Genomic DNA, 25363 nt, shown 5'->3' on the forward strand with positions numbered 1-25363 from the left:
TGAGTAGTGGACTTGGAAAATGAATTCAGCGAATGTCCGCAACTACGGCCGTCACCCTAACTGCGGCTTTTCAATAGGGCCGCATCGAAAGCTGCCAGTCCGCCTCCGGCCCATTTCATGCCCTTTCGCTACAAGCCAATCTCGAACGGCTTGATCCGCTCCTTGGTCAGCTCAGGTTCCTTATCTCGTTCGACCTTCGGTTCCTGGTTGGCCGCTTGGATCTGACCCGCGCGCTGTCCCTTGGCTGCCGCTAGGCCAAGTCGCTCGGTGATTTCAGCGGCTGATGTCTTCTCGCCCAGATTGGTCGCAATCCCTCGCCCAACCTTGTCCCGGTTGTCGACAATCAGCGTGAGCTCGTCTCGCGGACGTGTGATCGTGACAAGGAAGTTGCTCTGCGAGAGCAGGCGCCGCTCGCGGCTGTCGAGCACGGCAATGCCCTTATCTGCTGTGAGGCCCTGCGCCATATGGGCGTTGAGCGCATAGGCGAGGTCGATCCGCTTCAGCATCGGGTCGTTCGGCTTCAGTTTATGCTCCATGCCGCTGGAGCTCGTGACCGTCACGCCGTCCTGGTTGATCGCGGTCACTATTGCCCTGTCGGCATTTATCAATCCGCGTTTATGGTCGCTCGCCGTCCAACGGATGGCGTCCCCGGTATAGAGATCGAGATCCTTCTTCTCGAACAGCTGCAATGTTTGGTCGCTGCCCTTCGACGACAATTTCGCTGGCACGAAGCGGCGCAAGTGCCCTCGCTCATCGCGAAGCGTAACAACACCCTTTGTCGAGCGCGATGGCATATTGCTGCAATTGGGCGAATGCGCGGTCGAGGTCCTTCTTCTTGCCCTTGTATTCCCAGGCGAAGCATTCCTTGCGCCAGACATCTGCCCAGCCCTCGCCCCCGCCGGTTTTGGAAGCGCCCTTTTCAAAGGTGAACCATTCGCCCTTGGGGTCGGCGGTGATCGGGTCTTCGATGTCGAGCAGGCGGCAAATGTCGTTAAAGTGCGACTGGGAAGCCGTACGCTCTTTCAGGTCAACGGCGCGCCATTTCTGGATAAATTCTGCAGGGGTCATGGGTAGTGGTTACTCCGCAGCCTCTAGCTCTTCTTCCGCGTAGTAATCCTCTTCGTCATGGTCGGATGGAACCTCGGCCTCTTTCAAAGCCTCCTTGCCCATCGCGTTTTCGATGATGGTCAACAGCCTCTGGCGCCGATCATCCATGAACCCCTCGAAGTCGTCGGCATGCAGATAGCTTTCCTCGATCTCGTGGCTCTGGAGGATCGCGGTCAGGCGATCGGGGGCAATCGCCGGATTGTTGTCATTACCCTTGGTCAACCTGCCCAGATAGGAGGAAGGGGCAACACCGCCGAGCATCCTGTTGGTGCCAGACGCAATCGGCGTCTTGTTGACGATGCTGTTGTAGATCTCCGGCCCAATCCCGACACTCTTGCACCACGCTTGCGGGAAGATGTGATGGATGTCGACATTCTCATCGAAGAACACAGCCTGGTCATAGGGCTGGCCTGACTTGAAGTCCTCCGCCCCGCATTTCATCAGCAGAGCATGAACACCCTTGTAGGCTGCCGAAAGCCTTGAGCGAAGGGTCCGCAACCTGCGCTCCTCAAAGCTGGCTCGCTGAACAGTCTGAGGCTCTGCGCCGCCCGACAGCCAAGGCTTGAAGTCGCGAATGTCGAGCGCGAAGCGGCTTTCAACCGCCGAACCATACAGCTCCCCAAACACTCCGGACCAGTACCAGCGGGCCAGCTTCTGCCGGACTGCGTCGTTTTCCCAGGCATTCCCAAGCTCTGCCAAAATCGCCGCAAGCGGGACAAGTTGGGTCTGATAGGGAAGATCCCGCGCCTTGAAGATCTTCAGCGAATGGAGAAACTTGGCTGCCGCGATGTAACCCGCTTCAACCTTCGGCGCGAACTTCTGGTATGCCGACAATGGAACCTGAAGCAGGCTGTTGCGCGTTGCGCTGATTGCCGGCGGCTCCTTGCCCGCTGCGGCCGCCGCTTCCCGTACCTCCTTGGTATATAGCAACGAGATCGCCTGCAGAAATTCGACGGGTTCGATCTTGTCTAGCACTGGTTGGCTTGAGACCAGTCGCTTACGGCGTTCCTTCCAATCGTCGCGCAGGTGGAATTCATCTGCCGCATACATCGCGGTCACAAGCTCGAATGCGTCGAGCGGCTTTCCGCCTGTGTTCACCTTTTCGAAAACGAGGCAGACAGCTGCCCTGCTCGTGTCCTTGCCCAGTTTGATAACCGGCACCTGATACTGGGTAAAATTGTTGACGACCTCCTGCATGAAGTCGTTGACCAGTTTGAGATGCTCCGCGCGCTGGGCGAGATCCTTGTAGATCCAAGCTGTTGCGGCCTGATTCCAAATATGCGCCTCAAACATTCGGTCGATCGGGAAATGCAGGTGTTCGAACTCGTTCTCCTCGGTTGAAAGATCGAGCTTGATGTCCCGGCCAAAGTTCTCGCGGATGATCCGGTCTTCGGGGACCGGCACAATGGCTTCGCTGCGCGGGACATCGGGATCGAGCGCTGCGCGAATATCGAAGTAGAAATGCAGCTTGATCGGTCGCTTCTTCACAGTCTGAGTTGAGACTGGAACGGTTGTGTAAGTCGACTGGTAGAGCGAGGTCATGCGCTGCTGGCCATCAAGCAGGTAAGCCTCGATATCCTTGGAGGGAGAGGGCGCGCCCTCAACGGGGCGAACCGCAAACGACACTTCGCCAGTCGCATCCAAGGTCATAAGCGCACCCACTGGGAAGCCCTCAGAAATCGAAGCCAAAAGGTCGGTGATGCGATCTTGGTCCCAAACCCATCCACGCTGAAAATCTGGCAGCTGAAGCTTGCCCTCATGGCATTCGCGCATGAGGTCGCTGAGCTTGTATGGATTGGTCTGAAATGACGTCGTCAAGATTGCCCCCTGCCAACCGATTGGCGATGAATTGACTTTATAGAGAATTATTTAGCAAGAACGTAATGGACGAAATCTGTCTCGATCACTCCGTTTGGTCTATTGAAACGTCATTCTTGCACCACCGATCTGCACCCTCATGTCTCTAAGAGCTTCAAGGCAACGATGCTGGCACGAGCCGATAATGCCTCTGCGACCGGCGCGACCATTTCCTCAGCCGGATTGCCGGGCACCTGAACACCCTTCTCAATCTCCGCCCTCACCGCTTCAGTAAGGTCAGCCAACCGGCGACGGATGAAAGGCGCACCCAGCCCGGCCTCTTCCGCGAAGCGCGCGACGTTCCCGATGTCGAATTCCTCCACGGTCGCGGCGCGGCCAAATCGCATCGCGAGCTTTGGCGAGAGTTGCTTCCACATGTGTGTGGCGACGACATCGTAAAGCGGGGCAAGCGCCACTTCGCCGTTCTCAAGTCTTAGCAGGCTGTAATTCTTCGCGTGAGCGTCGGCGTTGCCGATGATGAGGTTGAAGATTGCCGCGTCGGCAAGTTTCAGCACTTCGCGCGCGGGTCGAGTGGCAGCGCTACGCAACAGCGCAAAGCTGTCCCGAAAGGTCGGTCCACCCTCTGCCGCGTATTTTCGGTTCGAGGGTACGCCAAGTGCTTGGGCGAAGTCTTCCTGGTGCAGTCGGTGTGTTTTTCCTTCAACCGAGATGCGATCATAGCGTTCAACCAGCAGGAACGGTTTCCCCGCAGCAGTGCGCCACTCTGCATGGGCTGCATCGATACCCACGGCGCGTGCCAAAGCGAGGCAGAAGGCCTCATTCGCAGCCAGGTAGGGAAAGCGGTCCGGTTCGGGCTTTATTAAATGGGTAGAGGGTTCGCCCGGACGAGGGATCGCGATGCCTCCTTCTGCGGTGAGCACCACGGGCAGTTTACTCTGAGCCCCTGCAAGGCTCAGCCTTGCGCCGCCCTCGCCTGCCAGCATGGGCACGGAAGGCAAACGGTCGAATAGTTCCGCTAGCTCGCCCTCTAGGAGTGGTTCTGGAGCGGTCGTGGAGTAGGCTTGGAACAGCTCTTCCCCCTCGGGCAGGAAGGCCAGAGTACCCGCAACATCTCCGCCCAAGGCCTCGAGCAGACGAAATGGATTGTCAGGCGAAACCCCAAGTGCCCGGGCGATAGCGGTGCGCTGACCTTCTTCGGGAAGCAGACCGCCAAAGACCGCCTTGCAGGCATGGTCCCCAAATGGCCCTTCCTGCTTAGGCATTGCGTGGGAAAGTGCCGGTGCCTTGTCGTCAGCGAGCCATTCCGGCAAATAGACGAAGTGCATCGCACCACCCTTGTCGATGGACAGTTCGCCCGCCTGACGCTCGCCCCACCAGACAACCAGCGTGTCCAAGACCGGCAGCATCACTCCACCTCGTCCTTCTTAGGCTCATCCATTCGACCGGCGGTCACGATTCCGTCGGGCCGCTTGATCTGTAGTTCGCATCCAAGGGCCGCGAGCACATCAAGCACCTTGCCCATTTGGACGGTGGGCTTTCCTCGCTCCAGCTCGACCAAAAAGCGCAGGCCCACCCCGCTTGCGGCGGCCAGCTCGTCCTGGCGTAGTCCAAGCTCCTTGCGTTCATCGCGAATGATCTGGCCGATAGTGGCAACATCGAGCATGTACGTTACCTTTCCCGAGCGGGAAATCTATGCCAATTTCCGGTCAATTGCAAGGGAATTTTCCCGAACGGGATATTTCGTCTTTGGAGAGACGTTTTGATAGGGTAGTTTTCCCGTGCGGGTAATATTCTGCTTCTCCAAAATTTCGTGATTCTGAGCCCCCGAATTGCTCAAAGCCAGATCTGAAAATTGCAGTTCAGGAAGGCGGGGTAGCAATTGTGGTAGCGAGCCCTCGAAGCGCTTCACATTTCCGTTAAACCACAAGTGATTGCATCAACCCACTTGCCACCTCCGTCTCCGCCACCTCGCTCTCCCTAAATTACCGATTTCTCATTGAAATTGCCCGCAGGGGCGATAGCGAGGAGGCAGAAAACCTGTTCCGCCTCCTCGCCTGGCGATTTTCACCGTCGCTTTGAGATGCGCCGGCCCGTCAGTTCGGGCGATAACTTTCCGTCACACGATTGTCAGACGCCTGGTTGCCTGCGTGGACCAGTCGGTCGTCCGCCTTGCCAACCAGTTCGTCCTTCTTCTGCCGCGCCTTGTCTGTCATCTGGCGGCCTTCAGCCTGCGCGCGGTCCAGTGCCTTTTCACCGGACGAGCCGAGATAGTGCTCTTCCATGCGCGAGGCAGGAAGGGCAGCCCCGGCCACTGCACCCACCAGCGCGGCAGCCAGCCCGCCGATCAGCGGGTTTTCACGATAGAGGCCCTCGACCTGCGACGCCGCAGCCCGGGTCCTTTCACGGGCCGCCCGACCAGCTTTGTGCGCCTGCTCGCCGGCCTGATGTCGCCGCTGCCGAAGCTGCTCTGTCGCATGGTCAAGGCGCGAGCGGAACGAATGCTCATCCTCATCGTGGCCCTGCTCGATCATGAAATAGTTCGCTCGCGCCAGATCGCGGCGGCGGCGGTAGGAAACATCATCATCCTCTGGGCGGCGCTCGCACAGGTTCATGTGAGCCACGTAGGTGCGGTGCTCCCGGTGCCAACCTTCGTCGTCATGATCATTTTCGCGAGACTGCCCCCGGATTGACCTCCCCGTCATGCCAAGGTTCGGCTTGAGGGCCGAAGGGCGCGCGTCGGCATCGCTCACGAGCCAGAGCCCCCCAGTGCCGATCAGGGCCAGCGCCAGGGGATTGCGCCGTGCTGCGTCAAGCAGGTACCGCGCGTCGACATCGCTTTCCTCTGCCCGGTCAAGCAGCGCGTCGAGCATGTTGCGCCCGGTCATGCGGCCTTGCAACTGGTCAACCGTGCGGCTCATGTCCTGCTGCGTGGTGCGGATTTCCTGTTCGATCTCTTCGGGCGTGCGTTCGTCGGTGTGGTTATCGGGCATGGTGTGCTCCATTACTGTGCATGTGACCTGTCAGGACAGCCGGGGTATCCTCGGCGGTCTCGATGGTGCGGGTTGGGGTGAGGGTGGTGGCGCTCATCTTCTTCCTGGCACCCGCGTACATGATGCCTGCGATGATGAGCGTGGCGGCTCCGACGATGACGGTGCCGAGGGCAATGTTCTCGATCGCCACGCCGACCAGATAGGATATGCCCATCAGCAGCACCCCAAGGCCGGCAATGCCTACCACGGCGGCGCCCATCATGGCGCCAGCCGCCGCTTTCGCGTCGGCAGTGGCCTGACGGACTTCGGCCTGCATCAGGCTGACCTGTTCCTGTGCCAGATGGGCCCCCTGGCGGGTGAGCTTAGCGACGAGATCCACTACGTCCTCGTCACCGCTGGGCGCTCTAGCGCCCGTGCTTGCACTCGGCTGGATCCTGGGTTCGCTCATGAGGTGGCTCCTGCGGACATACCGGCGCTTGCCATGGGCGCTGCGGTCGCCCGATCGCCCGGCGCTTCAAACTCGCCGGCGTTGGGGCCGCGCCCGTCGTCATATCCGCCGTACCCGGTGCCGGTATCCTGTCCCGCTTCATGGCTCCGATGGTCGGCCCCCGCACGGAGAACCCGCGCGGCGGCAAAGCCTGCCGCCGCCGAGGCGGCGAGAAACGTCGCCGGGTTGCCCCGTGCGAACTGGACCACCTGCTGCTGAATGTCATCCACGCTGCGATTGTCTACCTGCCCGGCAAGCTGACCCAGCTTGTCCGCCGCCTGCCGTACTGCAGAAGCCAGCCAGTCAGGGACACTGTCATCATTTTCAAGCTCGCCTGCTGCACTGCGCAGGGCGGACGAGGCGGATTGCGCGGTGCGGGCGGCCTGACCCTTGCCTTTCTCGGCTTCCTGGCGGGCGCGATCCGCAGCGGTTTCCTTCAGGCGCTCGGCGTCGCGGCCGAATTCCTCACGAACACCGGAAGCGGTGCTCTCCGTGTCCGGGGTGGTCTGCTGTGTCGGCATGAATGATCTCCTTCTGGATGGTGTCCATCAATGGAAGGCGGGCGGGCTGCGGGGCGTTCCCTGCCTGTGATGAGGCTGCGACGAGACGCCCCGCAATCGGGGCGGCTCCCTGTCCCTCAAACATGGCCTATCGCCGGATGCAGATGCGCCGAAATGCGCGAAGCTGCGGAGCGTCGGGCCGCCCGCTAGATTCCCGAAGTTACCCCGGCTGTTCCGACCGGTGGCGTCAGTGCTGGCGCTGCGGCCCGCGCGATCCGCCAGACCGTGTTGGATACGTCATCAGCCACGAACAGCACGCGTCGCTCAGCATCATAGGCCACGCCGACAGGCCGGCCCCTCGCATTGCCATCCTTCAGGAAGCCGGTCGCCACGTCGATCGGTTCGCCCGATGGACGGCCACCTCGGAACGGCACGAACACCACCTTGTAGCCCGACGGGTCATTGCGGTTCCAGCTGCCGTGCTGGCCCACAAACGCCCCTTCGGTAAATCGGCCGCCCAGGCCGCCGTCCGTCGCGAAGCTCAGGCCAAGCGCGGCAACATGAGAGCCCAGCGCGTAGTCAGGCGCGATCGCCCGCTGCACCAGATCCGGCCGCCGGGGGCGGACCCGCGGATCGACATTGCTTCCCCAATAGCTGTAGGGCCAGCCGTAGAAAGCGCCGTCCCGAACCGAGGTCAGATAGTCAGGCACCAGTTGCGGGCCGATCTCGTCCCGTTCGTTGACCACTGTCCACAATTCGCCAGTCCATGGATTGAAGTCCATCGCGGTCGGATTGCGCAAGCCCGAGGCAAACACGCGGCTGGCACCCGTCACTCGGTCGATTTCCCAGACCACCGCCCGGTCTTCCTCCACGTCCATGCCCCGCTCGCCGATGTTGCTGTTGGAGCCGATGCCGACATAGAGCGTGGTGCCGTCCGGGCTGGCAGTCATGGCCTTGGTCCAGTGGTGGTTGATCTTGGCCGGCAGCTTGGTCAGCTCGGTGGGGGCAGCCGTGATCCGGGTCGCCCCTTCAGTGTAGGGGAAGCTGACGAGATTGCCCTGGTTGGCGACGTAGATCGTCCCGTCCACGAAGGCGAGGCCGTAAGGTGCGTCGAGCCCGTCGATGAAGGTGGTCTGCAGATCGGTCTTCCCGTCGCCATCCTCGTCGCGCAGCAAGGTGATGCGGTCGCCGCCCTTGACCGGGCTCTTGCCCTGTTTCTTGATGAAACCGGCAATGATGTCCTTGGGCCTAAGCGCCGGAGCATTTCCGCCCGACCCTTCGGCCACCAGCAGGTCTCCGTTTGGCAGGATCAGGATCTGGCGGGGTATCTTCAGGTCCTGCGCAACCGGCATGATCGAATAGCCCGCAGGAACCGTGGGGAGTTCGCCGCCCCAGTCCTGAGGCGGGGAGATTTTCATCGCCGGGATCAGCGAATCCCTGAGCTCGGGAAGCTCGGGCGTCGCGCCCGTCTGGTCAAGCGAAGGGTCGCTTTCGGGCGCGCAGGCGGCGATCGTGCCGGCTAGCGCGATCAAGGTCAGGTGCTGCCGTTTCATGTCTGCACCTCCTCGCGAATGGTACTCCCATAGGCGATCCACGCCGCGAAAAGGGCGAGCACGGTGCACACAATCGACAGGGCAAGGCCCAGCGTGCCAACCGAATGCCAGCCATCGCGCGCGTGCTGGAAAGCGTTAAGCACACCGGCGAAGAACATCACGCCAATGACAGCGATGTAGAGAAAGGCGCGCCCCCGGGCGTGGCGTGCGCGACCGAAGAACAATGTCAGGATCGCCAACGCGAGCAACAACCCGGCAGCAACATCCGCCCCGGCGATCAGCCAGGCGGCGAAGTTGGTCCACTGGATCTGGGCAGTGTTGAGATAGGCGATGTCTGCCAGCAGCGCCGCAGGATAGAGCGCAACCGGAAAGGCCAGCAGAATTGCGTGGAGGGGATTTACAAAAGTTCGGTGGTGCACGGCGGCATGGTCCATCGGGCCGTTCTCCCTTTGCCTGGTCTGTCCCCCTCCTGCCCCTGTTCGCCCGACCCGCCCCATCAACCCACGATTGCCGGAAAAGTGCCAAGCACGATCGCAGCACCTGCGAGCCCCATCGCAGCGAGCGCCAGCGGAGGGCGTGGCCGACCGATCCTCCGCACCCACGCGAACAGAGCGGCGATTGCCACCAGCAAGGCGGTAATCGCAATCCAGCCCGCGAGCGGCTGGCCCGGAAACACCAGCGCAGCGCCATAGGCGACCATGAAATGCGCCGCCCACACCGCGAAGACCACCACCAGCGTCCGGTAGATCGCGGGCCGCTCGATCGGATCGCCTTGCTCAGCCACCGGGAAACAGCCTCGGCACAAGGGTGAACACCGCGCCCTGCAGGGCGCTGAAGCCGATGAAGCGGGCGACGATATCCATGGTCACATTGGTCGGCGTGGTCAGGAGCCCGCGCGCCTCGCGGAAGGCGAGGTAGACTGCCATGATCGCGGAAACGATCACCACCTGGCCCTGCAGCACACTGAGCATGAACACGGTCGCGCCCATGCCGCTGGTGGTGGGATGCAGGCCGGTGCCAAGCCATCCGGTCACATCCAGCCAGAGCGCGCCAACGAGCAGCACCACTGCCAGGGCAGCGACCATCCAGGGAAGATCGCCTGGTGGTTTGCCGTGTCGCCGCCTGAGAAGCCGCCGCGCACCCCATGCGCCCGTGAGCGCGGCAGCCTGTAAAACAACAATCAGCGCGGTCTGGCCCAGCGGCGGCGGCGGACCACGCCCGTCCGGATGAATGCCGAGGAGGTAGAAATAGGCGAACAGGGCCATGAAGCCGATCATGCCGACCACCACGAGCAGCGCGTTGAGCGCCCACCAGCCGTGGCTGCTGGGGCCGGTGATCGAAATCGGCACGGTGATCCCGGCACCGATCTCCGCTTCCTGCTGTGCAATCGGGCGATCAGTATCCCACAGCCAGCGCAGTGTGCTGACCACTGCAACAATCGCGCAAAAGATCGCAAACGCATAGGCCTGCACGGTCAGCGCGAGGAAAAACCCGGCTGTAAACACCGCCGCCGCCATCGGCCAGCCGGAGGGACCGGGCATCAGCTGGAGATATTGTGGCTCCGCCATCACGGTAGAGGTAATCAGCGTCTCGCGCCGGCCAGTGACCGAGCGGGGCAGGAAATAGCGCCCCTCCTCCACTTCCCGGCCGATTTCCGGCCGGTCCCACAGCGGATCACGTGAGCTCACCACCGGGATCGAACGGGCTGAATAGAGCCCGGTCGGCAACCATTCGAGCGTGCTGCCGCCGTAGATGTTGCCGATATCCTTGGTCTTGGTGAAGCGCAGGTTGCGGGCACAATCGGCCAGGAACAGCAAAACCCCCGCCGCCATCACGAACGCCCCGGCGGTCGACAGCAGGTTGAGCAGGTCCAGTTTTCGCCCCGGCATATAAGTGTAGACCCGCCGGGGCATTCCCATCAACCCGGTGAGGTGCATCGGGAAGAAGGTCAGGTGCAGACCGCCGAACATCAGCCAGAACACCCATTGACCCACCCGGTCGGAGAGGGCGCGGCTGCTGGTCATGCCGTGCCAGTGGTAGAACGCCGCGAACATCGGGAACACCATCCCGCCCAGCAGGACATAATGCAGGTGCGCCACGATAAAGTAAGTGTCGTGCGCCTGCCAGTCGAACGGCACCATCCCCACCATCACGCCGGTCAGGCCGCCCATGGTGAACACGATCACGCTGCCGACCACGAACAGCGCCGGCGTGGTCCACCGGATTGTCCCGCTGGCGAGCGTGGCGATCCAGCAGAACACCTGGATTCCGGCCGGCAGGCTCACAGCCATGCTCGCAGCGGAAAAGTATCCCGCCGATACGCGCGGCATGTCAGTGGTGAACATGTGGTGCGCCCATACGCCGAAGCTGATGAAACCGGTGGCAACCAACGCCAGCACGTTGAGCCGGTAACCGATCAGCGGGGTGCGCGCGACGGACGCCACCATCATCGACATCAGCCCGGCGGCGGGGATGAAGATGATATAGACCTCCGGATGGCCGAAGAACCAGAACAGGTGCTGCCACAAGAGCGGGTCACCGCCGCGTGTGGCATCGAAGAACGGCCAGTTGAAGGCGCGCTCGATCTCCAGCAGCATCGTGCACAGGATCACTGCGGGAAAGGCGACCAGGATCATCACCGCGAACACCAGCATGGCCCAGGCGAACATGGGCATCTTGTCGAGCGTCATGCCAGGGGCGCGGGTCCGCAGCACGCCGACGATGATCTCGATTGCCCCGGCGATGGCGGATATCTCGATGAAACCGATGCCAAGCAGCCAGAAATCGACGTTGATATCGGGGCTGAAGGCAATCGATGTCAGCGGAGGATACATGAACCAGCCGCCGTCTGGCGCGAGGCCGACGAACAGCGAGAAGAAGAACAGCGTTCCTCCCACTGCATAGGCCCAGTAGGCATAGGCCGAGAGGCGCGGAAACGGCAGGTCCCGCGCCGCCAGCATCTGCGGCAGCAGCATGACGCCGATCGCCTCCACCATCGGCACCGCGAACAGGAACATCATCACCGTGCCGTGCATGGTGAAGAACTGGTTGTATGTTTCCGCCCCCAGGAAGTCCTGCATCGGTGCGGCCAGTTGCACCCGCATGCCCAGTGCCAGGATGCCGGCGGCAACGAAAAAGCCGAACGCGGTCACGACGTACCAGAAACCGACGTAGTTGTTGTTGACGGCGGTCAGCAGGCGCCATCCCCTGGGGGCCTGCCAGACCCGCTCCAGCTCCTCCACCTCGCTATCCGGACGCCTCTCGGTTGGGAAACGCGCGTAGAGCGCCGGATCGAAGCCCGTTTCCGACCTCATTGCTGCTGCCCGAGCCAGGTTGCGATCGCCTCGATTTCTTCTGCAGAGAGAACATCGTAGCTGGGCATGCGGTTGCCGGGCTTGATCGACTGGCTGTCACCGATCCAGCCCATCATGGTGCCCCGGTTGTTGGGCAGGATGCCTGCACCCAGCGTGCGGCGCGAGCCGACATGGGTGAGGTCGGGCCCGGCAAGCCCGGTGGCCTGCGTCCCGGCCACACGATGGCAGGCAGCACAGCCGCTCTCCATGAACAGGGACTGGCCCTGTGATCCGGCTTCATCAGGCGGACCGTTTGCCAGATCAGCCGGCGCCAGCGCCTGCGTCCTGCCTTGCCGCCACTCTTCCCAAGCCGGCGGCTCATGCGCCACCGCGACGAAGCCCATCAGGGCGTGCTGCATCCCGCAATATTCGGCGCAGACCCCGCCGAACTCCCCGGCCCGATCAGCCTCGACCCGCAGCAAGGTACGTCGTCCGGGAATCATGTCCTTCTTGCCCGACAGGTGCGGCACCCAGAAGCTGTGGATCACATCGGCCGATTCCAGTTCCAGCACCACCGGTACACCCGCCGGAATATGGATTTCGTTGGCATCCTCCATGATCACTGCGCCGCTTCCGTCGAGATACTGGACCCGAAACCACCACATCTCGCCGGTCACGCGGATGCGCATCTCGTCACCGCGAATGGGCTCGGTCAGACTGGCGGTCAGGGTCAGCCCCCACACCAGCAACGCGGTAAGCACCACGCCGGGAAATGCCACGCCGCCGATCCAGATCGCCCGCTCGCCGCCCAGCATGGCTTTCCACCGCGCCGGGCCTTTCACCGCAACCCACAAGGCGGCGATGACGACAGCGGTGACGAACACGCTCAGGCCGAACAACGCCCATGCCAGCGTCGTCACGCTGCTCGCATATGGACCAGCCGGATCGAGCACCGGCGGCGGCCAGCCCCAGAACGCCTCAATCATGGTCCAGTCCGTAGAGATAGGCCGCAATATCTTCCGCCTGCTGCGGGGTGACGGGCATGGCGGGCATGGTCGAACCCGGCTTTGCCGCAGGTGCATTGCGCACAAAGGCGGCCAGCACGTCGGGCCGGTTGGGCAGTTGGCCGGCGATCAGGCCGACATCGTCGAACCCCTCCAGAGAGGGTCCCAGCCGCCCGCGCGGCCAGTCGAGACCAGGGATTTGGTGGCACGCGCCGCAACCGGCCTGCCGGATTGCCACCAGCCCGCGCTCGGTTGCCGCGCTGTCTGGTTCGCGGCGCGTTTCGACCGGGTTCTTGCACCCGGCCAGGCCCACTGCGAGCGCCATGACACCAGACATCACCGGCCATCGCAAATGCCAACTCCGCTCTGCCTGATTGCCACTGCCAAAGCCCCTCTGTTCAGGCTCACCCTTCGTATGGGGAACCTTGCAACCGCCAGCTTCGTTCCCGCATCTCATGGATTCGACCATTTCCTTCCGTGCAGGTGTGCTGCTGATGAGCGCCGCTGTGGCCGCTGCTTCCTGCACGCCCGACCCGGTCAGGATTCCGTTCGACCAATCCGGCGAAATGGTTGCCTTGTCGGGAGGATCGGCAGGACCAAGAGCTGCGTGCCACACCTGCCACGGCCTTGATGGCGGGGGAGACGGCGCACGCGCACCCCGGCTTGCCGCGCTCGATCCGGGATACCTCGTACGCCAGCTCGATTTCTTCGCAGACGGTCAGCGCAGCCATCCGCAGATGAGCTGGCTCGCCAAGCGGCTCGGCAGCGATGAGCGGATGGCCGTGTCGCTCCACTATGCGCAGATGGCGATGCCTCAGGTTGGCCGGATCGATCCGGCCATCAGCTGTACGCAATCCGATGCCGAACGCCTCTATCACGAGGGCGATCCGGCGCGGGGATTGCAGGCCTGCGCTTCGTGCCATGGGGCTGAGGGCTCCGATTCTGACAGTGGCGCGCCTTCGCTGGCTGGCCAGAGCGGCGCCTACCTGTCTGAACAGCTTCGCCGCTGGCGCAGCGGCGAACGCTACGGCGATCCGCTCGGGCAGATGCGGCAGGCCGCGCGGGCGCTTCAGGAGGAGGAAATCAGCCCGCTTGCGGATTATATCGCCCGGGGTCAGGCGCGCTCTCGTCGTCCGGAATCTCCGGCAGGATGCCCCTGACAATGTCGTCCCGGTCCCAGAAGTGATGCTTCAGCGCGGCACCGACGTGCAGCGGAACCAGCAGTGCCAGACCCACCACGCCGAAATGGTGCAGGTCCAGCGCCAGCTCCAGCACCTGATTCTGCCACGCCGGGGACAGAGTGTGGAACGGCATCGGGGGAACGTCGACTATCCCTGCAAGACGCAGCGGCCACGCTGGCTGATAGACTGACCACATCGCCCACCCGCTGAGTGGCAACAAGGCAAACAGCGAGTAGAACGCATAATGGGTCAGGTGGGCCACGCGGCTCTGCCAGCCGGGCGCATCGGCATCGTTGACCGGATCAGGTATGAACAGGCGCCACAGGAAACGCAGCACGGCCAGCAGCAGGATCGCCAGCCCCAGTTCGCTATGGAGCTGGTAGGCTGCCAATTTGTCTGCCCCCGCAGGATAACGCCACAAGGTCCAGCCAAGCCATAGCTGGTACAGCACAAGGCCAGCCATGATCCAGTGGAACCACACCCCGACCGGGGAATACCTGCCCTCCTCGGTGTGACTGACCGCCCATTGCCGGATCAGGCGGTGCAGTCTCATGCCGCACGCTTTTCGCCGCCCAGCGCGCGATAGAGAATTGCCAGGGCCGCCAGCAGATAGACCAGGCTCGCTGGTGCCCACATCACGATGCCGGCGATCTGCTGGTCCTCCAGCGCCGACAGGCCCCAGGCCCGGGCCGATATCCAGTGCGGTTCGTAGAAGGCACGCGGAGCAAAGGTGAGCAGCGCGCCCAGCGCCCCCATGGAAACCATGGTCGCCAGCAACATCGCGGCGGCAGCAGGCGCCTCAGCGCGAACGACCTTGGCCCTCCACACGGCGGCAGACCCGGCAATCGTCACCTGCATTACCCAGAACGCGAGGTCGCTGCTCATTGCGGCCGCATAGAGCGGCGGCGCGTGCCACAACCAGAAGATCATGGCGTGCAGTGCGGTCCACAGCACCGGCGAACCGGGCAGGTCCGTCCGATGCAGGCGAAGGGCCGCGACCAGCAGCGGGGCGAGCACGGCCGCAAGCGCCACGTCATGCAATATCCGGACGGTAAAGAGCGCCGAACCGAGCGCGCAGAACGGGCTCACGAACAGGAAGACTGCAACGCCGAGGGCTGCTGCCGCGTAGCCCGCGCGCACCCGGTCACGATAGCGCCAGGCGGCCAATGCCAGCCCTGCCATGGCAGTGAGCAGAACCGGGTCTAGGTTCCAGCGCACCAGCCATTCGGTGGGCAGTGGTGCCTCCCCGCAATAGGGCAGCCATAGGGGCAAGGTCAGTTCTCCCAGCTGTGGTCCTGATCGGACAACAGCCGTGCTGGCCAACCCGTTCCCGGTTCGCCTAGACCGGCTTCTTGTGCTGAAGCCCGCTGCGCTTGCAGCTGGCCACCAGATCGCCATGCTGGTTATAGGCCCGGTGCGCGAACGTGACGATGCCGGCATTGGGGCGCGATTTGCTGGTCCGAAGCTCGATCACTTCCGTCTCGATCCGCAGGGTATCGCCGATAAACACCGGCGCGGGGAAGCGCACCTCATCCCAGCCGAGGTTGGCAATCGCGGTGCCCAAAGTGGTGTCGCCAACGGAAACGCCCACCATCAGGCCCAGAGTGAAGGTCGAATTGACCAGCACCCGGCCATAATCGCTCGCCTTCATGTATTCGGCATCGAGGTGCAGCTGCGCCGGGTTGTGCGTCAGGGTGGAGAACAGCAGGTTATCCGTCTCCGTCACCGTGCGGCGGATCGGATGGTCAAACACCTGCCCCACGCTGAGCTCGTCAAACCAGATGCCGGGCATGGCCAATTCTCCTTTTGTGCCGCAACGCACGCCGGATAGACCAGCACCCCGTGAAATGCCAACGCCCCCGCTCCCGAAAAAACGGTGGGGGGGCGCCAGTCAGTTCAGGCCGGTCAGAACCGCATGGCGAGGCCGGCCGAGAGCACCCAGGGATCGACCTTGTGGACTGTCTCGATCGCCAGGGTGTTGCCGGCAAACCACTGCGCGGTGGTATCTACGAAATACTTCTTCGCATCGAGGCTGACCGACATGCCCTGGTCGTTGATCGGGATATCGGCACCCGCCTGGAGCGCGATGCCAAGCTCATTCGACATCTTGAAGCGGGTCACGCCCAGCGGAATGGTCGCAGCACCCGGATTCTCGTTGATCCAGATGAAGTAAGTCGGGCCGGCCCCGACATAGGGCTTGATCCCGCCGAGATCGAAATGGAACTTGGCGGTGAAGGTAGCCGGGATAACCTTGGCGTCCGACACCAGCTCGGCCCCGGCCGGCAGCCCGGCGACAGCGTCGACATCGTGCTGGGTCATGCAGCAGATCGTCTCGACCGAGAAATTGTCGGAAAAGAAGTACTCGATCGCCACAGTCGGCACGACGTTGTCGTTGGCCTCGGTCTGGGTGGCTGCGGGCAGTCCGACGATATCGGTGTTGACCCGCTTGATCTTGCCATCGGGCAGAACTGCCGTTGCGAGAACCTTGACCTGGAGCGGTCCTTCCTCGTCCTGGGCAAGTGCGGGCGTGCTGCCCAGAGCAAAGGCAGCGGCAAGAGCGGCAGAGCCTGCCAGCAGCGCGAATTTCATTGGTCTTCCCTCCGCTTCGCAGTGGCCGCACTGTGCGACCGAGGATTTTGCGAAGCGGGGTTCAACTAGGCCCGCCGAATCGGCCCGACATTGACGCAGGTCAAAGACTCATCGCCACCCGGGCATCATTGGGGGCATCATGATGCACAGCGCCCCTGCTCCGGTGGAAAACCACCCGCGTGCGGTTTTCGGACCCTTCGCGCAGACATTCCTGCCCTCGGGAACGCCGGATGATATCGTGTCCGAACTGATGGCGATCGGCCATCTCGTCAGCGCCAAGCGGTGCGCCAGGGCATTCCTGGACCCGGCGGTTGACCAGATGGTCTACCTGTCCCGAGGCGCCACCAAACTGGTTGCCACCGCATCGGAAGGGCGGGAGCAGATCGTCGCCTTCCACTTTGCCGGAGACCTGATTTCCGTGCCTGCCAGCGCGCAGCATGCCTATTCGCTCCATGCTCTGGTCGACAGCCAGCTGCTCACGTTCCCCACCCGCCAGTTCGTCGACTGCGCCGAACGATCCCCGGCGGTACTGCGCCAGGTGCTCGACCGGGTATTGGTCGCGCTGCACCGGTCACGCGACAAGGCAGTCGGGCTGGGGCGCAAGAATGCCGAGGAGCGTCTCGCCAGTTTCTTCGTGGCGATGGCCCAGCGGATCGGACGGCCCGAAGGCAAAGGCCTGGTACTCGAACTGCCAATGTCACGGCGGGACATCGCAGACGCGCTCGGCCTCACCATAGAAACCGTCAGCCGCCAGCTCGGGCGGCTGCGCGAACTGGGGCTGATCGAAACCTCGGGGCGGTCGGGTGTGCGGCTGCTCCAGCCGTCGGCGCTGGAAGCCCGGGCAGCCCATTTTCAACTCACCGCATAAACGAACAGATTTGACTCAGGTCAAAGTGCGCCGCGCCGGGGGCGACTAGGTATCCGGCAAACGGAGGGACGAATCCCATGGAATCAGTACTGGGCCGGGTTGGCTTGTGGTTCGGGGTTCTGCTGCTGGCAGTCGTAGCGATTGCCACCACGCAGGACGCCGGTTTTGCCGTGCATGCGACAATTGTCGCGGTCGCGGCGTTTGGGCTCATCTGGGCGACGGCGGGCAGCTATGACCCGATGGCCCGGGCGCAGAGCCTGTTCCGGATGCCGGATACCCCGTCCCGCTATGACGACGAGGTGATCCGCTGGGGTGTGCTGGCAACGATCTTCTGGGGCATTGCTGGCCTGCTGGTCGGCGTGATTATCGCGCTCCAGCTCGTTTTTCCTGACCTCAACCTCGAACCCTGGCTCAACTTCGGGCGCCTCCGCCCGCTGCACACGTCTGCAGTGATCTTCGCCTTCGGCGGCAACGCCCTGATCGCGACGAGCTTCTATGTCGTGCAGCGCACCTGCCGTGCGCAGCTGGCCTTCCCGTCGCTCGCCCGGTTCGTGTTCTGGGGCTATCAGATGTTCATCGTGCTGGCGGCCACCGGCTACCTGCTCGGCATCACCCAGTCGCGGGAATATGCCGAACCCGAGTGGTACGTCGATCTGTGGCTGACGATCGTCTGGGTCGCCTATTTCGCCGTCTTCGTGGGCACACTGATCAAGCGCAACGAGCCGCACATCTATGTCGCCAACTGGTTCTACCTTGCCTTCATCGTCACGATTGCGATGCTGCATATCGTCAACAACCTTGCGATGCCGGTCAGCCTGGTCGGCACCAAGAGCTACAGCCTGTTTGCCGGGGTGCAGGATGCACTGACCCAGTGGTGGTATGGCCATAACGCGGTGGGTTTCTTCCTCACCGCAGGCTTCTTGGCCATGATGTACTACTTCGTGCCGAAGCAGGCGGAACGGCCGGTCTATTCCTACCGCCTGTCGATCATCCACTTCTGGAGCCTGATCTTCCTCTACATCTGGGCCGGCCCGCACCACCTGCACTACACTGCCCTGCCCGACTGGGCGCAGACGCTGGGGATGGTGTTCTCGATCATGCTGTGGATGCCCAGCTGGGGCGGGATGATCAACGGCCTGATGACGCTGAACGGGGCATGGGACAAGGTCCGGACTGATCCGATCATCCGGATGATGGTGCTGGCACTCGCCTTCTACGGCATGAGCACCTTCGAAGGCCCGATGATGAGCATCAAGGCCGTCAACAGCCTGAGCCACTACACCGACTGGACCATCGGCCACGTCCATTCCGGCGCGCTGGGGTGGAACGGCATGATTACCTTCGCCTGCCTCTACTTCCTGGTGCCCCGCCTGTGGCAGCGCGAGCGGATGTATTCCCTGCGGATGATCAACTGGCACTTCTGGCTCGCGACCATCGGCATCGTGTTCTACGCGGCCAGCATGTGGGTTGCCGGCGTGACCCAGGGCCTGATGTGGCGCGAGGTCGACCCTTCGACCGGCTACCTCGTCAACAGCTTCATCGACACCGTCGCCGCACTCAAGCCGATGTATCTGCTGCGCGCCTTTGGCGGCCTGCTCTACCTCGCCGGGGCACTGGTGCTGGTCTACAACGTCTGGATGACCATCGCGGGGCGCCTGCGTGACGAAGCGCCGATGACCGATGCCGCCTATGACGAGGCGTCCGACCGCCCGATCGCCGCAGTTCCTGCCGAGTAAGGGGCCAAACCGATGAGCATGACCCAACGCCACAAGAAACTCGAAAAGAACATCACCCTGCTTTCGGTGGGTGTGTTCGTGACCGTCGCCATCGGCGGGATCGTCGAGATTGCCCCGCTGTTCTGGATCGACAACACGATCGAGAAAGTCGAAGGGGTGCGGCCCTACACCCCGCTGGAGCAGGCCGGGCGCGACATCTACGTCCGCGAGGGCTGCTACCTCTGCCACAGCCAGATGGTCCGCCCGTTCCGGGACGAAGTGGAACGCTACGGCCACTACAGCCTGGCAGCCGAGTCGATGTACGACCACCCCTTCCAGTGGGGCTCCAAGCGGACCGGGCCGGACCTGGCCCGCGTCGGCAACCGCTATTCCGACAGCTGGCATGTCCAGCATCTCAAGGATCCGCGAAGCATGGTGCCGGACAGCATCATGCCGAGCTACAGCTTCCTGGCCGAAACCGACCTCAAGCTGGCGGACCCGGCGGCGAATCTTGTTGCCCTGCGCCGCGTCGGCGTGCCCTACACCGACGAGATGGTCGAAAAGGCGCCGGACGATCTCAAGCTACAGGCCGACCAGTTCGGCAACGTGGCCGATCTCAACGCCCGTTACCCCAAGGCGCAGGTCCGCGATTTCGATGGCGACCCGACCCGGATCACGGAAATGGATGCCCTGGTTGCCTACCTCCAGATGCTCGGCACGCTGGTCGATGTGAACAGCGCAGCCGCACAGCAGGAACTCGCGCAGGAGAAGGGGCGATGACCTTTTACGAAACCCTGCGCCACTTCGCTGACAGCTGGGGCCTGCTGGCCATGATGGTCATGTTCCTGACCCTGTGCGCCTGGCCGTTCCGGCCCGGATCGAAAGCCCGCAACCGGGCCGCTGCCAACCTGATCTTCAAGGATTCCGACGATGGCGAATAAACGGATCGATCAGCCGACCGGCACCGAGACTGTCGGCCATGAATGGGACGGGATCGAGGAACTCGACACGCCGATGCCGCGCTGGTGGCTGTGGACGTTCTACCTCACGATCGCGTGGGCGATTGCCTACGTGATCGCCTACCCCGCCTGGCCACTGATCAACAAGGGCACCGAAGGGATGCTCGGCTGGACCAGCCGCGGCCAGCTCGCGCAGGAAATGTCCGCCGCTGACGCAGCCCGGTCGGGTTTGCGGGAGCAGCTGGCCGTGACCGATATCGAGAAACTGCCGGGCCAGCCTGACCTGATGCAGCAGGCGGTTGCCGGCGGGGCAGCCGCATTCAAGATCCATTGCGCCCAGTGCCATGGTGCCGGTGGCGGCGGACTGCCTGGCGGGTTCCCCAACCTGGCGGACGACGAATGGCTGTGGGGCGGCGATCTGAAGGCCATCGAATACACACTGGTCCACGGCATCCGCCAGCATGATGATCCCGCCACCCGCCAGAGCGCGATGCCCGGCTATGACGGGGTGTTCGACCAGAACCAGCTCAACGCAGTGGTCGATCATGTCCTCTCGCTGAGCGGCAAGGGGCCGGCCAACCCGGCCGGTGCCGAAATCTTCACCACCAATTGCTCGGTCTGCCACGGCCCGGCCGGCCAGGGTGACCGCACCCAGGGTGCGCCGACGCTGTCGAACGCCATCTGGCTTTACGGCAGCAGCCGCGAGCAGATTTCCCAGCAGATCCTGCGCCCCCGGATGGGCGTGATGCCCCGCTGGGCAGACAAGCTCGACGCGCCGACGATCAAGATGCTGGCAGCCTATGTCCATTCGCTGGGCGGCGGCGAGGAAACGCCGGTGATGGAGGCAGTGACCGATGCTGCTGCCCCCGCCGCCGGACCTGTGACAGAGTAAGCTGGTGAACGCCCCCGAACCCAGCCTCTACGCAGCGAGCCGGACGGTCCACAACAAGCGGATCGACGGCCCCTTCCGCCGCTTCAAGTGGCTGGTCATGCTGGTCACGCTGGGCATCTATTACGTGACGCCGTGGCTGAGGTGGGATCGCGGCCCCTACGCGCCGGATCAGGCCGTGCTGGTCGATCTGGCCAACCGCCGGTTCTACATGTTCGGCATCGAGATCTGGCCGCACGAGTTCTATTTCGTTGCCGGACTGCTGATCATGGCCGGGGTTGGCCTGTTCCTGGTCACCAGCGCCGTCGGGCGCGCCTGGTGCGGCTACGCCTGCCCGCAGACGGTCTGGACCGATCTGTTCCAGCACATCGACCGCTTCGTGGACGGTGACCGCAACGCCCGGGTCCGGCTGGACAATGCGCCCTGGGGCCCGGCGAAGATCGCGCGGCGCCTGTTCAAGTGGTCGATCTACCTCGTCATCAGCCTGCTGACCGGCGGGGCCTGGATCCTGTACTTCGCCGATGCCCCCACCCTGCTGCGGGACTTTGTCACCTTCGAAGCCGCGCCGGTTGCCTACGCCACCGTGGCGGTGCTGACAGCCACCACCTTCGTGCTCGGCGGTTTCATGCGCGAACAGGTGTGCATCTACATGTGCCCCTGGCCGCGCATCCAGACCGCCATGCTCGACGAAAAGTCCCTGATCGTCACCTACAAGGACTGGCGCGGCGAACCGCGCGGCAGCGTCAAGAAGGCGGAAAAGAACCCCGGCCAGATCGGCGACTGCATCGACTGCATGCAATGCGTCCAGGTCTGCCCGACCGGCTGGGACATCCGCAACGGGCCGGACATTGCCTGCATCACCTGCGGCCTGTGCATCGACGCCTGTGACAAGGTGATGGCGGATATCGGCCGCCCGCGCGGGCTGATCGACTATGCCACCCAGGAAGACTGCGAGGCGGAAGCTGCCGGCCATGCGCCCCGGCCAGTGTGGAAGACCCTACTGCGGCCGCGCACTCTGGTCTATACCGGGATCTGGGCCGGCATCGGCTTCGCCCTGCTGTTTGCGCTGGGGGCCCGGACCCATACCGACCTCACCGTCTCTGCCGACCGCAATCCGCCCTACATGTTGATGGGCGATGGCTCCGTGCGCAATTCCTACACCCTGCGCCTGCGCAACATGGAAAGCCGCCCGCGCGACATGGAAATCGCCCTGAACGGCCTGCCCGCCGCGGTGATGTGGACTGACACGATCTCCCGCGAACAGGCGGCAGCGCGACACACTGTCAATGTCCCTGCCGACGCCATCCGCACCGTGCGCGCCTATGTAATCGTGCCGTCCGGCGCAACCGGCGGAGACTTCGCCTTCACGCTCACCTCGCTCGACGAGCAGCGCGAAAGCGATACCGTCGAAACCAGCTTCTCAACCCCCGGAGAGCCATGATGACCCGCGAATTCACCGGCAAGCGCTTCGCCCTGATCATGGTGATCGGCTTCGGCATCGTCATCGCGGTCAACTTCACCATGGCGGGCTATGCCACCAGCGGCTTCAGCGGGGTGGTGGTGGAGAACTCCTATGTCGCCAGCCAGAAATACAATGGCTGGCTGGAACAGGCCCGCGAACAGGACAAGCTTGGCTGGAGCGGGCCGGTCATCCGCACTGGCGAAGGCGCGCTGCTACTGGAAGCACCAGCCATTCCCGCAGGCGCCAAGGTGCGCGCGGAACTGCGCCGGCCGCTTGGCCAGCGTGAGGAAATCGCCTTCCCGCTCAACGCCGACGGTGCAGGCCGCTATGTCTCCGCCGCGGCTGTCGCCCCCGGCCGCTGGACCGTGCGGGTGAACGTGACCGCGAACGGGCAGTCCGTGCGGTTCGAAACCGAAGTCCAGTGAACGCGCTGGCCGACATTGCTGCCCCGGCCGGGACCGACGCACTGGTCGACAGCCGCTTTACCGTGCCGGGCATGCGCTGCGCCGGATGTATCGGCAAGGTCGAGCGCGGGCTTGGTGCGGTGCCCGGCGTGGAAGCAGCGCGGGTGAACTTCTCCGCCAAGCGGGTGGCCGTGCGCCACAGCGCCGAGATCGACCCGTTCGCCCTGATCGGTGAGCTTGAAAAACTTGGCTTCGAAGCGCAGCTCGCGTCGGACAACCCGCTGGCGCAGGACGACCGGGAAACCCGGATGCTGCTGCGGGCCACGGCGGTCGCCGGGTTCGGCATGATGAACGTGATGCTGCTCTCGGTCAGCGTCTGGTCGGGCGCGGGCGGGGTCACCAAAGACCTGTTCCACTGGCTCTCGGCCCTGATTGCCATTCCGGTGATCGCCTATGCCGGGCGGCCGTTCTTCTCCTCGGCACTGATGGCGCTCAGCCACCGGCGGACCAACATGGACGTGCCGATCTCGATCGGCGTCCTGCTGGCGACGGGACTCAGCCTCTACGAGACGGTCACCGGCGGCCAGCACGCCTATTTCGACGGCGCGACCATGCTGTTGTTCTTCCTGCTGTGCGGCCGCGCGCTCGACGCGATGATGCGGGGCCGCACCAGGGCCGGGATTGGCGCACTGCTGGGCCGGATGGGCCGCAGCGCCAGCGTGGTCCAGGCCGATGGCAGCACCCGGCGCCTGGCGACCGATCAGCTCTTTCCCGGGATGGTGATGATCGTCGCCGCCGGGGAGGCGCTGGCCGCCGATGGCGAGGTGATCGAAGGGCACGGCGCAATCGACAACGCCATGCTGACCGGGGAGAGCGAGCCCGAACCGGTCGGCCCCGGGCAGATGGTCCACGCCGGCAGCATGAACCTGACTGCGCCGCTGACCGTGCGCATTACCGCCACCGCCAGTGACACCGTGATTGCCGAGATTGCCCGCCTGATGGACGAGGCCGGCCAGTCGCGCAGCCGCTATGTCCGCATCGCCGACCGCGCCTCGCGGCTTTATGCGCCCGCTGTCCACACGCTTGCCCTTGCGGCGTTCGCCGGCTGGATGATTGCGGGAGCGGGCTGGTACCAGTCGCTGGTGATCGCCATTGCCGTGCTGATCATCACCTGCCCCTGCGCGCTCGGCCTCGCGGTGCCCGCCGCGCAAGTAACCGCCGCCAGCGCGCTGCTGAAGCAGGGGGTGCTGGTGAAGGACGGCAGTGCGCTGGAGCGGCTGGCGCAGGTCGACATGGTGCTGTTCGACAAGACCGGCACGCTGACCCTGGGCGAGCCAGTGCCTGATCTGTCGATGCTTGATGCGGGGCAGAAATCCGCCGCGCTGGCGCTGGCAGAGCGCAGCCGCCATCCGCTGAGCGTGGGCCTGGCCAAGGCCTTGCACGACGAAGGCGTGACTGCCGCACCGGTCAAGGAGGTGCTTGAAACCGCCGGGCATGGCCTAACCGGAATGATGGGCGGCCTGGCGGTGGCGCTGGAAAAGCCGGAGCAGGCCGGGACGAGCGTGGCCAGCGAGCTGCGCCTGGGTGACCGGACAGTGATGATCCCGTTCCGCGACCGGCTGCGCGAGGATGCCGCGGAGGTGGTCGCCAGCCTCAAGCAGCAGGGCATCCCCGTCTCGATGATGTCGGGCGACCGGTCTGACGCCGTGCGCGACGTGGCGAGCGAACTAGGCCTGTTCGGGCGCTGCGGGATGAAGCCGGAAGAGAAACTGGCGGAACTGGAACGGCTCAAGGCTCTGGGGCACCTGCCGCTGATGGTCGGCGACGGGCTCAATGACGGCCCTGCCCTGGCCGCTGCTCATGCATCGATTGCGCCCGGCAGTGCCAGCGATGCGAGCCAGCAGGCCGCCGACGCCGTGTTCCTCGGCACCCGGCTTGCTCCGGTGCTGGCGGCGCTGAAAATCTCGCGCCGCACCATGCAGATCGTGAAACAGAACTTCGGACTGGCGATCGGCTACAACGTGCTGGCCGTGCCGCTGGCGCTGGCAGGCTATGTCACCCCGCTGATTGCCGCGATTGCCATGTCGACCAGTTCGCTGATCGTGGTCGCCAATTCGCTGCGCCTGGCACGAAGCGGCCGGTGACCAGCCTCGTTTTCCTGATCCCGATTGCCCTGCTGCTCGGCCTTGGGGGGCTGGCGGCGTTCTTCTGGGCCATGCGCTCCGGCCAGTTCGACGATCTGGACGGCGCCGCCAACCGCATCCTGATCGACGAAGATGAGGACGGGGACGAAGCCTCAGAGGAGGACAAGCCATGAGCCTTGCCCCGCTTGCGCTGCTCGCGCTGGTCCCGCTTGCCATCGGCCCCCTGCCCCAGGATGAGCAGCAGGCGCTGGTCGCACGTCTGTGCGGCGGCGGCACGATCGAACTTCCGGTGGGTGGGAGCGATCCGGAACTGCCTGAAGGTTGCCCGTTCAAGGCGTGCCATGCCGGGGGATGCCGCAAGAAATTTGATCTGGCGCAATGACCGGTCGGCCCGGCCCTG

At 63.8% G+C, this 25363-nt stretch carries 29 protein-coding genes; 11 read left to right on the forward strand and 18 right to left on the reverse strand.

Features of this window, described 5'->3' with window-relative positions:
- Window positions 1–128 precede the first annotated feature (128 nt).
- The 14 genes from U4960_RS14385 to U4960_RS14450 all read right to left on the reverse strand — a co-directional run bounded on the left by U4960_RS14385 (window position 129) and on the right by U4960_RS14450 (window position 13077).
- Window positions 129–740, reverse strand: a complete 612-nt coding sequence (locus U4960_RS14385) for a hypothetical protein (protein WP_324261301.1) — start codon at window positions 738–740, stop codon at window positions 129–131.
- A 10-nt stretch (window positions 741–750) separates the two neighbouring features.
- Window positions 751–1068 (reverse strand): hypothetical protein, encoded by a 318-nt coding sequence (locus U4960_RS14390; RefSeq protein WP_324261302.1) that lies wholly within the window; start codon window positions 1066–1068, stop codon window positions 751–753.
- A gap of 9 nt (window positions 1069–1077) precedes the next feature.
- Window positions 1078–2925: a DUF262 domain-containing protein gene (locus tag U4960_RS14395; protein ID WP_156170844.1), complete on the reverse strand. Its 1848-nt coding sequence runs from the start codon at window positions 2923–2925 to the stop codon at window positions 1078–1080.
- A gap of 137 nt (window positions 2926–3062) precedes the next feature.
- Window positions 3063–4331, reverse strand: coding sequence for a type II toxin-antitoxin system HipA family toxin (locus U4960_RS14400; RefSeq protein WP_061926355.1), 1269 nt, complete (start codon window positions 4329–4331; stop codon window positions 3063–3065).
- Window positions 4331–4588 carry a helix-turn-helix transcriptional regulator gene (locus U4960_RS14405; RefSeq protein ID WP_061926357.1) on the reverse strand — a complete coding sequence of 86 codons (258 nt, stop codon included), beginning with the start codon at window positions 4586–4588 and terminating at the stop codon, window positions 4331–4333. Before U4960_RS14405 ends, U4960_RS14400 begins: the two co-directional genes overlap by 1 nt.
- A gap of 430 nt (window positions 4589–5018) precedes the next feature.
- Window positions 5019–5915, reverse strand: coding sequence for a DUF3618 domain-containing protein (locus tag U4960_RS14410; protein WP_324261303.1), 897 nt, complete (start codon window positions 5913–5915; stop codon window positions 5019–5021).
- Window positions 5905–6363, reverse strand: coding sequence for a phage holin family protein (locus tag U4960_RS14415; RefSeq protein WP_324261304.1), 459 nt, complete (start codon window positions 6361–6363; stop codon window positions 5905–5907). Before U4960_RS14415 ends, U4960_RS14410 begins: the two co-directional genes overlap by 11 nt.
- Window positions 6360–6923 (reverse strand): hypothetical protein, encoded by a 564-nt coding sequence (locus tag U4960_RS14420; RefSeq protein WP_324261305.1) that lies wholly within the window; start codon window positions 6921–6923, stop codon window positions 6360–6362. The genes U4960_RS14415 and U4960_RS14420 overlap by 4 nt, the downstream gene beginning before the upstream one ends.
- Before the next feature lie 185 nt (window positions 6924–7108).
- On the reverse strand, window positions 7109–8455 hold the full coding sequence (locus U4960_RS14425; protein WP_324261306.1) for a PQQ-dependent sugar dehydrogenase: 1347 nt from the start codon (window positions 8453–8455) through the stop codon (window positions 7109–7111).
- The gene (locus tag U4960_RS14430) at window positions 8452–8889 is read right to left on the reverse strand and encodes a DUF2231 domain-containing protein (RefSeq protein ID WP_324261307.1); all 438 of its coding nucleotides are present in this window, start codon (window positions 8887–8889) and stop codon (window positions 8452–8454) included. The genes U4960_RS14425 and U4960_RS14430 overlap by 4 nt, the downstream gene beginning before the upstream one ends.
- Window positions 8890–8951: 62 nt before the next feature.
- Window positions 8952–9239 carry a hypothetical protein gene (locus tag U4960_RS14435; protein ID WP_324261308.1) on the reverse strand — a complete coding sequence of 96 codons (288 nt, stop codon included), beginning with the start codon at window positions 9237–9239 and terminating at the stop codon, window positions 8952–8954.
- Complete coding sequence (locus U4960_RS14440; protein WP_324261309.1) at window positions 9232–11769, reverse strand: cbb3-type cytochrome c oxidase subunit I; 2538 nt, start codon at window positions 11767–11769, stop codon at window positions 9232–9234. The genes U4960_RS14435 and U4960_RS14440 overlap by 8 nt, the downstream gene beginning before the upstream one ends.
- Window positions 11766–12734 carry a cytochrome c oxidase subunit II gene (locus U4960_RS14445; RefSeq protein WP_324261310.1) on the reverse strand — a complete coding sequence of 323 codons (969 nt, stop codon included), beginning with the start codon at window positions 12732–12734 and terminating at the stop codon, window positions 11766–11768. The genes U4960_RS14440 and U4960_RS14445 overlap by 4 nt, the downstream gene beginning before the upstream one ends.
- Window positions 12727–13077, reverse strand: a complete 351-nt coding sequence (locus tag U4960_RS14450) for a c-type cytochrome (RefSeq protein ID WP_324261311.1) — start codon at window positions 13075–13077, stop codon at window positions 12727–12729. The genes U4960_RS14445 and U4960_RS14450 overlap by 8 nt, the downstream gene beginning before the upstream one ends.
- A gap of 169 nt (window positions 13078–13246) precedes the next feature.
- Here U4960_RS14450 and U4960_RS14455 point away from each other — a divergent pair, with 169 nt between their 5' ends.
- Window positions 13247–13912 (forward strand): c-type cytochrome, encoded by a 666-nt coding sequence (locus tag U4960_RS14455; RefSeq protein ID WP_324261312.1) that lies wholly within the window; start codon window positions 13247–13249, stop codon window positions 13910–13912.
- Here U4960_RS14455 and U4960_RS14460 read toward each other — a convergent pair.
- The 4 genes from U4960_RS14460 to U4960_RS14475 form a co-directional block, all read right to left on the reverse strand.
- The gene (locus tag U4960_RS14460; protein WP_324261313.1) at window positions 13836–14486 is read right to left on the reverse strand and encodes a cytochrome b; all 651 of its coding nucleotides are present in this window, start codon (window positions 14484–14486) and stop codon (window positions 13836–13838) included. The two genes, U4960_RS14455 and U4960_RS14460, sit on opposite strands and share 77 nt — an antisense overlap.
- Entirely contained in the window at window positions 14483–15205 is a 723-nt protein-coding gene (locus U4960_RS14465; protein ID WP_324261314.1) for a cytochrome c oxidase assembly protein, read from the reverse strand. Before U4960_RS14465 ends, U4960_RS14460 begins: the two co-directional genes overlap by 4 nt.
- Window positions 15206–15272: 67 nt before the next feature.
- Window positions 15273–15725, reverse strand: coding sequence for a MaoC family dehydratase (locus U4960_RS14470; RefSeq protein ID WP_324261315.1), 453 nt, complete (start codon window positions 15723–15725; stop codon window positions 15273–15275).
- 113 nt (window positions 15726–15838) lie between these two features.
- Entirely contained in the window at window positions 15839–16522 is a 684-nt protein-coding gene (locus U4960_RS14475) for an OmpW/AlkL family protein (RefSeq protein WP_324261316.1), read from the reverse strand.
- A 139-nt stretch (window positions 16523–16661) separates the two neighbouring features.
- Between U4960_RS14475 and U4960_RS14480 the strand changes: the two genes are divergently transcribed.
- From U4960_RS14480 to U4960_RS14525, 10 genes are all read left to right on the forward strand, one after another.
- The gene (locus tag U4960_RS14480) at window positions 16662–17390 is read left to right on the forward strand and encodes a Crp/Fnr family transcriptional regulator (RefSeq protein ID WP_324261317.1); all 729 of its coding nucleotides are present in this window, start codon (window positions 16662–16664) and stop codon (window positions 17388–17390) included.
- 77 nt (window positions 17391–17467) lie between these two features.
- Window positions 17468–19126 (forward strand): cytochrome-c oxidase, cbb3-type subunit I, encoded by a 1659-nt coding sequence (ccoN, locus tag U4960_RS14485; RefSeq protein ID WP_324261318.1) that lies wholly within the window; start codon window positions 17468–17470, stop codon window positions 19124–19126.
- Window positions 19127–19138: 12 nt separating this feature from the next.
- Window positions 19139–19885 (forward strand): cytochrome-c oxidase, cbb3-type subunit II, encoded by a 747-nt coding sequence (ccoO, locus tag U4960_RS14490; RefSeq protein ID WP_324261319.1) that lies wholly within the window; start codon window positions 19139–19141, stop codon window positions 19883–19885.
- Window positions 19882–20046 (forward strand): cbb3-type cytochrome oxidase subunit 3, encoded by a 165-nt coding sequence (locus tag U4960_RS14495; RefSeq protein WP_324261320.1) that lies wholly within the window; start codon window positions 19882–19884, stop codon window positions 20044–20046. Before ccoO ends, U4960_RS14495 begins: the two co-directional genes overlap by 4 nt.
- A complete protein-coding gene (gene ccoP, locus U4960_RS14500) occupies window positions 20036–20956 on the forward strand; it encodes a cytochrome-c oxidase, cbb3-type subunit III (protein WP_324261321.1) in 921 nt (306 codons plus the stop codon). The genes U4960_RS14495 and ccoP overlap by 11 nt, the downstream gene beginning before the upstream one ends.
- 1 nt (window position 20957) lies before the next feature.
- Window positions 20958–22394, forward strand: coding sequence for a cytochrome c oxidase accessory protein CcoG (gene ccoG, locus U4960_RS14505; RefSeq protein ID WP_324263122.1), 1437 nt, complete (start codon window positions 20958–20960; stop codon window positions 22392–22394).
- On the forward strand, window positions 22391–22840 hold the full coding sequence (locus U4960_RS14510) for a FixH family protein (protein WP_324261322.1): 450 nt from the start codon (window positions 22391–22393) through the stop codon (window positions 22838–22840). Before ccoG ends, U4960_RS14510 begins: the two co-directional genes overlap by 4 nt.
- Window positions 22837–24963, forward strand: a complete 2127-nt coding sequence (locus U4960_RS14515; RefSeq protein ID WP_324261323.1) for a heavy metal translocating P-type ATPase — start codon at window positions 22837–22839, stop codon at window positions 24961–24963. The genes U4960_RS14510 and U4960_RS14515 overlap by 4 nt, the downstream gene beginning before the upstream one ends.
- Window positions 24960–25136, forward strand: a complete 177-nt coding sequence (ccoS, locus tag U4960_RS14520; RefSeq protein ID WP_324261324.1) for a cbb3-type cytochrome oxidase assembly protein CcoS — start codon at window positions 24960–24962, stop codon at window positions 25134–25136. Before U4960_RS14515 ends, ccoS begins: the two co-directional genes overlap by 4 nt.
- Window positions 25133–25345 carry a hypothetical protein gene (locus tag U4960_RS14525; protein ID WP_324261325.1) on the forward strand — a complete coding sequence of 71 codons (213 nt, stop codon included), beginning with the start codon at window positions 25133–25135 and terminating at the stop codon, window positions 25343–25345. The genes ccoS and U4960_RS14525 overlap by 4 nt, the downstream gene beginning before the upstream one ends.
- The last annotated feature ends 18 nt before the right edge of the window (window positions 25346–25363 follow it).

Origin of the sequence: Altererythrobacter sp. H2, assembly GCF_035319885.1 — a bacterium.
In the GTDB taxonomy this organism is placed as follows: domain Bacteria; phylum Pseudomonadota; class Alphaproteobacteria; order Sphingomonadales; family Sphingomonadaceae; genus 34-65-8.